This is a genomic window from Pseudomonas sp. 8209, from assembly GCF_028682105.1.
GTDB classification, from domain to species: domain Bacteria; phylum Pseudomonadota; class Gammaproteobacteria; order Pseudomonadales; family Pseudomonadaceae; genus Aquipseudomonas; species Aquipseudomonas palmensis.
This window is the reverse complement of record NZ_JANIAH010000006.1, coordinates 185309-195383: the sequence shown is the minus strand read 5'-3', so window position 1 is coordinate 195383 and position 10075 is coordinate 185309. Positions and strand designations below refer to the sequence as shown.

Sequence of the window (10075 nt, the reverse complement as noted above, 5' to 3'; positions counted from 1 at the left end):
AGCCGCTGCGCCGTCGGACAGTCGCCCGTGCAGGGTGTCGGCTGCGGGCGTTAACCTTTGCATTCGTGGCGCGGCGCTCGTATCTTGCCCGGCTTGCGTGTGTGCAGACATTTTCGAGGTTCTTGCAATGAGTTTGAGCGAAGCGCGTTTTCACGACCTGGTCGACGCGACCCAACAGGCCCTGGAAGACCTGTTCGATGAAACCGACCTGGACCTGGACATGGAGAACTCGGCGGGCGTTCTTACCATCAAGTTCGACAACGGCAGCCAGTTGATCTTCAGCCGCCAGGAGCCGCTGCGCCAGCTGTGGCTGGCCGACAAGTCGGGTGGTTTCCATTTCGACTATGACGAAGCCAGCGGCAAATGGACCTGTGAGAAGACCGAGGAACTGCTCGGCGAGATGCTCGAGCGCATCGTCTGGGAGCGGGTCGGCGAAAAGCTCGACTTCGACGAGATCTGAGATGAGCACTGCTGCCAAACCGGCAAAGCCGCTGTACAGCAATGTCAGCCCGGCGGTGCCGTCGCCCTGCATCAGCCTCTGCCGGCTGGACGAGGCCAAGGTGTGCCTGGGCTGCTTTCGCCATGTCGAGGACATTCGCCAGTGGCGCAGCGCCGACGACCAGCGCCGCCGCGAGATCTGCGCCCAGGCACAGGCACGACGCCAGGCGGCCGGCTAGGCTGCGACGGCGAGCCTCTTGTGTATTTATTGTGCTGTGGTAGTGTCGAGGTTGATCGGCCTGGCCGAAAAACATGCAAACCCCGCCCTTGGGCGGGGTTTTGCTTTATAACGCCCAGCACTTTTACCCATGAACAAGGAGTCTGACTGGATCATGAGCACCAAGCCTTCCCTTATCCTCACCCGATTGGACGTACAGCGTCTCGAGCGTCTGATCGATGGCCTCGATGAAAAGACGCAGGACTCGCCGGGTGTGCTCGCCCTGCAGGACGAGCTGGACCGCGCCGAGCAGGTAGTGAGCCACGAGGAGGTTCCGGCCGGTGTCGTGACCATGAACTCGCGCGTGCATTGCCGCGATGAAGTCAGCGGCAAGGACTACCACCTGACCCTGGTGTACCCGAAGGACGCCGGCGCCGAAGGCACGGTCTCGATCCTGGCGCCGATGGGCAGCGCATTGCTCGGCCTGTCGGTGGGCGAGCAGATCGACTGGCCGGTGCCCGGCGGCAAGACCCTCAAGCTCAAGCTGCTCGAAGTCGAGTACCAGCCCGAAGCCGCAGGCGACTTCGACCTCTGATCAGGCCGCTTCCAGCGCCTGGTTCAGCACCCGCTCCAGTTCCTGCTTGTAGCGCAGGTACAGGATGCTCGAGCCCTGGCCTTCGGCAAGCAGGTCGGACAGGTCCAGGTCGGTGATGTAGCAGCGGTAGCGCTGGGCGTCACGGCGCTGGCCGACGATCTCGCGGGCGACCACCGCATACAGCTGGTCGCCATACTCGAGCTCCGAAAACTCCTTCTGGTTGCAGTACAACGTCACCTGCAGGGCGTCTTCGACGCCTGCCTGGATGATCGCCTGCACTTCGTAGGCAGTGCTGCCCAGCGTGGTGGGCGGTGCCTGGCGCGGCTCCAGCTGGCGTGCCCGGCCGATACCGGGGGGCGACAGCTGATAGTAGAGGATGTCCAGCGCGCCCTGTGCCGGCAGCTCTTCCAGCGGCAGCCGTGCGTTGTGCCGGAACACCACCGATTGCAGAAAGCGCTGCAGCGGCAGCAACAGGCTGCTGTCGTCGTGGTAGGGCAGGCGTTGCTGCCACAGCGCATTGAATTCATCCAGCACGTAGACGTCGGCCCAGTTCTCTTGCACCCGGTAGAACACCTGCAGGCACTGCGGCTGGCCCTGGGGCAGCACCAGCGCCAGGTCGTGGTCTTCCAGCACGTTGGCGTCCAGGTGCAGCGGGGTGTACTCGGCACGTTCCTCGCCCAGGTATGCCAACAGTGCATCCTGACTGTCCAGGCTGACCAGGTTGACCGCCCCGTGGTGCAATTCCAGTACATGGGTGTGATGCTGCACCTGTATCAGGTAGCGATGCCCCAGGCCTTCGGCAAGCAGCACCTGAGCGGTGGCGAACACCTCTTCGACCCGCTGGGCGATGGCCTGGGCGCGGTTGTGGCAGAAGCAGCGCACGTTCAGCGTAGGCAGGTGGCCCTTGCTGCCCAGGCTGTTGAGGTAGTCGCGCAGGTTGCGCATCAGGGCGTGCTCGCCGTCATACCGCTGCACCAGCACTTCGTTCCAGCTGTTGAGGGTCACCTGGTCCAGGGTCAGCACCAGGTTCTCGCGCACCCCGGCGTAGCTCAGCGAGTCGGTGCGCTCGGTGGTCATCAGGATGTTGAGGTCGCGGTGATGCTGCAGCGGGTCGATGCCGACGTTGACCAGCAGCAGGATCTCGTCCGCTACGCTCGGTTGCAGCAGGCGCGCCTCGCTGACGTCCTTGAACGGCAGGGCCACGCTCTGCTGCAGGCTGCCCAGCAGGTTGAACAGCTCGTACTCGCTCAGGTCGCTGCTGCCGGGGTTGAGCGCCAGGCGCGTGGTGCTGTCGATCACCCCGTTGCGGTGCGCCCAGGCCAGCAGTTCGAGCAGTTCGCGGCAGCGCTTGAACGGCACGAACTGCTCCCACTCATGGGCGTTCAGGTTGCCGCTGTACAGGCTCCAGTGGGTTTGCCCAGGCTCCTGGCGATTGGGTGCCTGGACCAGGGTCAGGGTGTCTTCGGCCAGGTCCGGGGCGATGCCCGGGTTGATGAACTCGACCTTGCCGGCGCGCCGCTCGAAGGCGGCGTAGAGGCGTCGGCCCAGCACGTTGAGGTCGCGCTGGTCGAGGCGCGTGGCAGCTTGAGGGTTGCGTGCGAACTGGCCGAGAAAACGGTAGCTGTGGTTGAGTTCGGCCACCAGGATGCGCCGTTCGGCTTCCACCTGGCGCACCTTCCACTGGCTGCGGCTGTCCAGCAGCATCAGCTGGCGCTCGTCCCAGCCCCACTCGCGGGTCAGGCGCTCGAGAAGGTCGCGCTGCCAGCCGCCGCTGCGCTGGCGCGCCAGCAGGCTGATCTTCTTGTTCACCTTCAGGTACAGGCTGCGTCGCACCAGTTCCAGGCGCTGGGCCTCGCCGCGGTGCTGCAGGTACTGCTCGATACGCCGGTACACCATCATGTACGGGTCCAGCTCGTCGAGGTCGAGGCGGTTGGCGAACACCGCCTGCTTGAACTGCAGGCTCAGGCACTGCACGTGCGGATGTTCGCTGGCATACACCTCGGTCAGCAGCAGCTTGAGCAGCGACTTGTAGGGGGACTCGATGCCCTTGAACAGTTGCCACAACCCGGCGCCCACGAACTCGCCGGGCGGGATGTGGGCCAGGTGGCCGAGGTCCAGGTTCTCGTCGGCGCGGATGAAGCGCTTGGACAGCAGGGTCTGGGTGTAATGCGCGTAGCTGCTTTCCTCGTAGACCGGCACCAGCCACCACAGCGGCGTGCGCCCGGCCAGCCACAGCGCGGTGCGGTAGAACTCGTCCAGCAGCAGGTAGTGCTGGGTGGTGCCGCAGTCGTCGGAACTCAGTGCGGTATTGCGCTCGCCGGTGACGAAGCGCTCCGGCTCGATCAGGAACAGGTGCAGTTCGGCGCCCTGGGACGCGGCCCAGACCTCCAGCAACACGCACTTTCTGCGCAGCTCGCTCAGCTCGGCCTCGCTGAGCCCGGGGGCGTGGCACAGCCACACGTCCATGTCGCTTTCATCGGCCTGGGCCAGGGTTCCCAGGCTGCCCATCAGGTACAGCCCCAGCAGCGGGCGCGGTGGCTGGCCGTGGCGCTTGCGGTAGGTGAACGAGCGGGTGAGGCGTTGGGCCTCGGCCAGCGCCTCGTCGTCGGGCTCGTAGCACGAGATGCCCGCCGGAGTGGTGCCCGATACGTAGCCGGGCAGCAGCGGGTGATTGACGTGGAAGAACAGCGCCAGCAGGTTGAGCACCTGCTGCTGGCGGCTCGACAACCCTTCCATGGCGCGTGCCAGTCGACCCTGGTTGATGGCCAGGAAGCGCTTGCGCAACTGGCTGAGCACCTTGCGATCGATGCCTTCGTCGAGGTCGGGTCGAATTTCGTGGGGGTGGTTCATTGCAGGGCTCTAACTGGCCATCACGGGAGCAATGGCGAGTTTAGCCGCTACGGGGCGAGGGGCTGAAATCTATTTGATTTCTGGCGCCATTTTGTCAGCGCCTGACGTATTGACCGGGTGTGGCCTTCGCCGGCAAGGCCGGCTCCTGTATCGATCTGCAGGATCCGGCCTTGCCGGCGAAGGCTTCAGCGAAGCTCTCAAGCCGGCTCGGCGACCGTGTTCAGGATGATCAGCAACTGCTGTACGTTCTGCGCCGCATCGCGGCCCAGCGGGGTCAGGTAGCCGCCGTCTTCCTGGGTGATCAGTTCCTTGGAGAACAGGCGCTTGGCGGCGGCAATCGCCTGGGGTGCTGCGGTGGCATGGACTTTCAGTCCTTCCTGCGTGCTGTCCAGGTTGAACAGCGCGAGTATTTCCAGTTCGGCAATCAGCTCGGGGGTAAACGACATAGATACTCCGGACTTTCCTGAAGTGGAGGGCAGCACCCTTGCAGGGGTACATGAAGTTGCAGTGTAGCCATGCCAGCCGGTAATTGCTTCAGTCCTTTTCGGGTGGCAACTCAGGCAGCGCACGCAGGGCGGTTTCGTACCACTGCGTATCGAACGCCCGGTCGTCCTCGAGCATGGCGTCGATCTCGCAGGCCAGCACGTGGGCCATCAGGTTGAGGATGTCCTCGCGCTCATAGCCCACCAGCGTCAGCTTGTTGAACGTGGCCTTGGCCGCTGGCGGGTTGTCGTTCTCGATCTGGTTCTCGATGGCCTGGATCAGGGTCGATTCGGCGAACGCTTCTTCGTCATTGTCGATATCGGTGGGCTCGCTCATGGGCGCTCTCCTCGGAATGGGCATCCAGTTTGCCATGCAGTGCACGCCAATGCCTGGCTATCGAGCAACTGCATGATGCTGGTCAGTGCCTGCGGTAGCGTCTATAAAGGCCAGGCCAACCCCTTTCGGCCTGGAGGCATGTTTCATGCTCAAGCTTCACGGTTTTGCAGTCAGCAACTACTACAACATGGTCAAACTGGCGCTGCTGGAAAAGGGCGTGCCCTTCGAAGAGGTGCTGTTTTTCGGCGGCCCCGGCCCCGCATCACTGAAGATCAGCCCCTGCGGCAAGGTGCCGGTGCTGGAGACCGAGCACGGCTTTCTCAGTGAGACCAACCTGATCCTTGACTATATCGAGCAGACCCAGCCCGGCAAGGCGCTGCTGCCCGAGGGCGTGTTCGCCCAGGCCAAGGTGCGCGAACTGGCCAAGGAGATCGAGCTGTACATCGAGCTGCCGGCCCGAGCCTGCTACCCCGAGGCGTTCTTCGGTGCCCAGGTGGACCCGGCCATCAAGCAAAAGGCCAAGGCCGAGCTGCTGGCGGGTCTTGCCGCCCTCAAGCGCAACGGTGCCTTCGCTCCCTATGTGGCGGGCGAGCAGATGACCCTGGCGGACATCCTGTTCTGCTACAGCGTCGACCTGGCGTATGCGGTGGGCAAGAAGGTGTTCGATATGGATGTGCTGGCGGACTTCCCGCAGGCCAAGGCCCTGCTCGAACACTTCAAGCAGAACCCCAACGTGCAGAGAAACGCCTCAGACAAGGAAGCCCAGATGCCGGCCTTCCTCGAGATGGTGCGTACCGGCAAGCGCTGACTTCAGCGCAGCCAGGCCCGCCAGGCGGGCCTGGCGAATGCCTCAGCGGCTGGCCAGCAGCGCCTGGCCGCGGGCCACGGCTGCACGTACCTGGGCCGGTGCGGTGCCGCCGATGTGGTTGCGCGCGTTCACCGAGCCTTCCAGGGTCAGCACGGCAAACACGTCCTGCTCGATCTGGTCGCTGAACTGGCGCAGTTCGTCCAGGCTCATCTCGGCCAGGTCCTTGCCGGTGTCCACGCCGTACTTCACCGCGTGGCCGACGATCTCGTGGCAATCACGGAACGGCAGGCCGCGGCGTACCAGGTAATCAGCCAGGTCGGTGGCGGTGGAGAACCCGCGCAGCGCGGCTTCGCGCATGATCGCGTGCTTTGGCTTGATCGCCGGGATCATGTCGGCAAATGCCCGCAGCGAATCGCGCAGGGTATCGGCGGCATCGAACAGCGGTTCCTTGTCTTCCTGGTTGTCCTTGTTGTAGGCCAGCGGCTGGCCCTTCATCAGGGTCAGCAGGCCGGTCAGGGCGCCGAACACGCGGCCGGTCTTGCCGCGTACCAGCTCGGGGACGTCGGGGTTCTTTTTCTGCGGCATGATCGAGCTGCCGGTGCAGAAGCGGTCCGGCAGGTCGATGAACTGGAACTGCGCGCTGGTCCACAGCACCAGCTCTTCGGAAAAGCGCGACAGGTGCATCATCGCGATGCTGGCCGCCGCGCAGAATTCGATGGCGAAGTCACGGTCGGACACGCCGTCCAGCGAGTTGCCGCCCACCGCTTCGAAGCCCAGCAGCGAGCAGGTCAGTTCACGGTCGATCGGGTAGGTGGTACCGGCCAGTGCGGCGCTGCCCAACGGCATGCGGTTGGTGCGCTTGCGGCAGTCCACCAGGCGCTCGTAGTCGCGGCTGAGCATTTCGAACCAGGCCAGCAGATGATGCCCGAAGGTCACCGGCTGGGCGGTCTGCAGGTGGGTGAAGCCCGGCATGATGGTGTCGGCTTCGCGCTCGGCCTGCTCCAGCAGGCCTTTTTGCAGGCGGGTGATCTCGGCCAGGATCAGGTCGATCTCGTCGCGCAGCCACAGGCGGATGTCGGTGGCCACCTGGTCGTTGCGGCTGCGCCCGGTGTGCAGCTTCTTGCCGGTGATGCCGATGCGGTCGGTCAGGCGTGCCTCGATGTTCATGTGCACGTCTTCGAGGTCGATGCGCCAGTCGAAGTTGCCGGCCTCGATTTCGCCCTGGATGGTGGTCAGGCCGTCGATGATGCTGTCGCGCTCGGCATCGGTGAGCACGCCGACCTTGGCCAGCATGGTGGCGTGGGCGATCGAACCCATGATGTCGTGGCGGTACAGGCGCTGGTCGAAGGTGACGGAGGCGGTGAAGCGGGCGACGAAGGCGTCGACCGGCTCGCTGAAACGGCCGCCCCAGGACTGGTTGGTCTTGTCGGTGCTCATGGATTCACTCGTGTAAGGCGTGAACGGAAAAAGTGGCGCAGATGATAGCAGGGTTGCCGGGGCTCACGGGGCTCGGCGGTCGGCGCAACTGCGGGTTTGTGTCGCAGCCGGGGGCCACGACAGGGGCGATGCAAAAGGATATTTATCGATTGAACGGCAGCGTGCCTGCAACCGTCTACAGTTGGACAGAGGATTGGCAGGTTTCGCCCTCCCAGTGAATCTTTAGCCCTCGTGCGAGTCTGAGCGTGGATCGCCGTGACGGTCGTCACTTCACCTGTCTACGCTATCCTTGTGCGAGACTCACGCAGGAATCCAGCGCTATATGAATGTCCTGATCGTTGATGACGAACCCCAAGCCCGGGAACGCCTGAGCCGAATGCTCGGCGAGCTGGAGGGCTATACCGTGCTGGAGCCCAGCGCCACCAATGGCGAAGAGGCCCTGGCATTGATCGACAGCCTCAAGCCCGAGGTGGTCCTGCTCGACATCCGCATGCCCGGCATGGACGGGCTGCAGGTGGCGGCCCGGTTGTGCGAGCGCGAAGCGCCACCGGCCGTGGTGTTCTGTACGGGGGATGACGAATTCACCGTGCAGGCGTTCAAGGACAGCACCCTGGGCCATCTGCTCAAGCCGGTTCAGGCCGATGCCCTGCGCGACGCGTTGCGCAAGGCCGAGCGCCCGAACCGCGTGCAGCTGGCAGCGCTGACCCGCCCCGGCGCCGAAAGCGGCAACGGGCCGCGCAGCCACATCAGCGCCAGGACCCGCAAGGGCATCGAGCTGATTCCCATCGACCAGGTGATCTACTTCATCGCCGATCACAAGTACGTGACCTTGCGTCATGAGGGCGGCGAGGTGCTGCTGGACGAACCGCTCAAGGCTCTGGAAGACGAGTTCGGCGAGCGCTTCGTGCGTATCCACCGCAACGCGCTGGTGGCCCGCGACCGTATCGAACGCCTGCAGCGCACGCCGCTGGGGCATTTCCAGCTTTTTCTCAAGGGCCTCAATGGCGATGCCCTGATTGTCAGCCGCCGCCATGTGGCCGGCGTACGCAAGATGATGCAGCAGCTTTAGGGCGGGGCGGGAGCACTGCTTGACCAGGGACGGTCGACCCCTCCACTGACATAGATCTGCTAGCAGCCCGGATTGAGCTGTTATCATCCCGCGCATCTATCTCGTACGGATCGATCCATGTCCACTCGTGAAATCCGCATTGCCACGCGCAAAAGTGCCCTTGCCCTGTGGCAGGCCGACTATGTAAAAGCCCGCCTCGAACAGGCACACCCCGGCCTGGTGGTGACCCTGGTGCCGATGGTCAGCCGCGGCGACAAGCTGCTCGACTCACCGCTGTCGAAGATCGGCGGCAAGGGCCTGTTCGTCAAGGAGCTGGAAACCGCGCTGCTGGAGCAGGAAGCCGACATCGCCGTGCACTCGATGAAAGACGTGCCGATGGACTTCCCCGAAGGCCTGGGCCTGTTCTGCATCTGCGAGCGCGAAGACCCGCGCGATGCCTTTGTCTCCAACACCTATGCCAGCCTCGATGCACTGCCGGCAGGCGCCATTGTCGGCACCTCCAGCCTGCGTCGCCAGGCGCAGTTGCTGACCCGCCGCCCCGACCTCGAGATCCGCTTCCTGCGCGGCAACGTCAACACCCGCCTGGCCAAGCTCGATGCCGGCGAGTACGACGCGATCATCCTGGCGGCTGCCGGTTTGATTCGCCTCGGTTTCGAAGACCGCATCACCGCCAGCATCAGCGTCGACGACAGCCTGCCAGCCGGTGGCCAGGGCGCGGTAGGCATCGAGTGCCGCACCACCGACGCCGAAATCCATGCCTTGCTCGCGCCGCTGCACCACGCCGATACGGCTGACCGCGTGGTGGCCGAACGGGCCATGAACAAGCACCTCAACGGCGGCTGCCAGGTACCGATCGCCTGTTACGCCGTGCTCGAGGGCGAGCAGCTGTGGTTGCGCGGCCTGGTGGGCGAACCGGCCGGCGGCCTGTTGCTCAGCGCCGAGGCACGTGCACCGCGCGCAGACGCGGATGCACTGGGTGTACGCGTCGCCGAAGACCTGCTGAACCAGGGCGCCGAAGACATTCTCAAGGCGGTGTATGGCGAGGCCGGCCACCCGTGAACGGCTGGCGCCTGCTGCTGACCCGGCCGGCCGACGACTGCGCGGCACTGGCCGCGACCCTGGCCCAGGCCGGGGTGTTCGGCAGCAGCCTGCCGCTGCTCGAGATCGAAGCGCTGCCGGTGACCGATGCGCAGCGCAGCACCGTGCTCGGCCTGGCCGACTATTCTGCGGTCATCGTGGTCAGCAAGCCGGCAGCCCGGCTCGGCCTGGCCCTGCTCGACCAGTACTGGCCCCGCACGCCGGCCCTGCCGTGGTTCACGGTGGGGGCGGCTACCGCCGCGATCCTGCAGGCCCATGGCTGCGAAGTGCACTTCCCGCCACTGGGGGATGACAGCGAAGCCCTGCTGCAACTGACTCGGCTGCAGGACGTTTTCGCACAGCCCCAGCCGCGCTTTCTGATCATGCGCGGCGAAGACGGTCGCGAGCTGTTGGCCGAGCGATTGACCGCGCAGGGTGCTAGTGTCGATTATCTGCCCCTGTACCGCCGCTGCCTGCCCGAGTACCCGGTCGGCACGCTGATGCGACGCATCGATGCGGAACGCCTGAACGGCGTGGTGGTCAGCAGTGGGCAGGGTCTTGAACACCTGCGCCAGCTGGCTGGCAGCGACTGGTCGCGACTGGCCGCGTGGCCGCTGTTCGTGCCGAGCCCGCGTGTTGCCGAGCAGGCCCGCGCCGCTGGCGCACAGAATGTAGTGGATTGCCGTGGTGCCAGTGCCACGGCTTTGCTGGCGGCGTTGCAGGAAACCCCTGCGCCCGCCTCCTAAGGCGCTAAGCTGTCTGGCG

The 10075-nt window shown here is 64.9% G+C and carries 11 protein-coding genes and 1 pseudogene; 8 read left to right on the top strand and 4 right to left on the bottom strand.

Annotated features, from left to right (window positions below):
* The first annotated feature begins 127 nt into the window (after nucleotides 1-127).
* The 3 genes from cyaY (at nucleotide 128) to rnk (ending at nucleotide 1250) form a co-directional block, all read left to right on the top strand.
* The gene (gene cyaY, locus NP552_RS14900) at nucleotides 128-460 is read left to right on the top strand and encodes an iron donor protein CyaY (RefSeq protein ID WP_043863361.1); all 333 of its coding nucleotides are present in this window, start codon (nucleotides 128-130) and stop codon (nucleotides 458-460) included.
* 1 nt (nucleotide 461) lies between these two features.
* The gene (locus NP552_RS14895) at nucleotides 462-677 is read left to right on the top strand and encodes a DUF1289 domain-containing protein (RefSeq protein ID WP_054915485.1); all 216 of its coding nucleotides are present in this window, start codon (nucleotides 462-464) and stop codon (nucleotides 675-677) included.
* Between the two features lie 153 nt (nucleotides 678-830).
* Nucleotides 831-1250, top strand: coding sequence for a nucleoside diphosphate kinase regulator (gene rnk, locus NP552_RS14890; RefSeq protein ID WP_043863363.1), 420 nt, complete (start codon nucleotides 831-833; stop codon nucleotides 1248-1250).
* On the opposite strand, the gene NP552_RS14885 is transcribed toward rnk, so the two are convergent.
* The 3 genes from NP552_RS14885 to NP552_RS14875 all read right to left on the bottom strand — a co-directional run bounded on the left by NP552_RS14885 (nucleotide 1251) and on the right by NP552_RS14875 (nucleotide 4919).
* Nucleotides 1251-4100 carry a class I adenylate cyclase gene (locus NP552_RS14885; protein ID WP_274096862.1) on the bottom strand — a complete coding sequence of 950 codons (2850 nt, stop codon included), beginning with the start codon at nucleotides 4098-4100 and terminating at the stop codon, nucleotides 1251-1253. It abuts the gene before it with no gap.
* Between the two features lie 197 nt (nucleotides 4101-4297).
* The gene (locus NP552_RS14880; RefSeq protein WP_043863365.1) at nucleotides 4298-4546 is read right to left on the bottom strand and encodes a TIGR02647 family protein; all 249 of its coding nucleotides are present in this window, start codon (nucleotides 4544-4546) and stop codon (nucleotides 4298-4300) included.
* Between the two features lie 88 nt (nucleotides 4547-4634).
* Nucleotides 4635-4919 (bottom strand): hypothetical protein, encoded by a 285-nt coding sequence (locus tag NP552_RS14875; protein WP_043863366.1) that lies wholly within the window; start codon nucleotides 4917-4919, stop codon nucleotides 4635-4637.
* 145 nt (nucleotides 4920-5064) lie between these two features.
* Between NP552_RS14875 and NP552_RS14870 the strand changes: the two genes are divergently transcribed.
* On the top strand, nucleotides 5065-5727 hold the full coding sequence (locus NP552_RS14870; RefSeq protein WP_274096861.1) for a glutathione S-transferase family protein: 663 nt from the start codon (nucleotides 5065-5067) through the stop codon (nucleotides 5725-5727).
* A 42-nt stretch (nucleotides 5728-5769) separates the two neighbouring features.
* Here NP552_RS14870 and argH read toward each other — a convergent pair whose 3' ends face one another.
* Nucleotides 5770-7164 (bottom strand): argininosuccinate lyase, encoded by a 1395-nt coding sequence (argH, locus tag NP552_RS14865; RefSeq protein ID WP_043863368.1) that lies wholly within the window; start codon nucleotides 7162-7164, stop codon nucleotides 5770-5772.
* 218 nt (nucleotides 7165-7382) lie between these two features.
* Between argH and NP552_RS14860 the strand changes: the two are divergent.
* From NP552_RS14860 to NP552_RS14845, 4 genes and pseudogenes are all read left to right on the top strand, one after another.
* Nucleotides 7383-7490 (top strand): annotated as a pseudogene (locus tag NP552_RS14860) (sensor histidine kinase); the annotation flags it as partial.
* Nucleotides 7487-8233 carry a LytR/AlgR family response regulator transcription factor gene (locus tag NP552_RS14855; protein WP_043863369.1) on the top strand — a complete coding sequence of 249 codons (747 nt, stop codon included), beginning with the start codon at nucleotides 7487-7489 and terminating at the stop codon, nucleotides 8231-8233. The pseudogene NP552_RS14860 and the gene NP552_RS14855, both read left to right, overlap by 4 nt.
* A 117-nt stretch (nucleotides 8234-8350) precedes the next feature.
* Nucleotides 8351-9292, top strand: coding sequence for a hydroxymethylbilane synthase (gene hemC, locus NP552_RS14850; RefSeq protein ID WP_043863370.1), 942 nt, complete (start codon nucleotides 8351-8353; stop codon nucleotides 9290-9292).
* Nucleotides 9289-10056 (top strand): uroporphyrinogen-III synthase, encoded by a 768-nt coding sequence (locus NP552_RS14845; protein ID WP_274096860.1) that lies wholly within the window; start codon nucleotides 9289-9291, stop codon nucleotides 10054-10056. The genes hemC and NP552_RS14845 overlap by 4 nt, the downstream gene beginning before the upstream one ends.
* Nucleotides 10057-10075 lie beyond the last annotated feature (19 nt).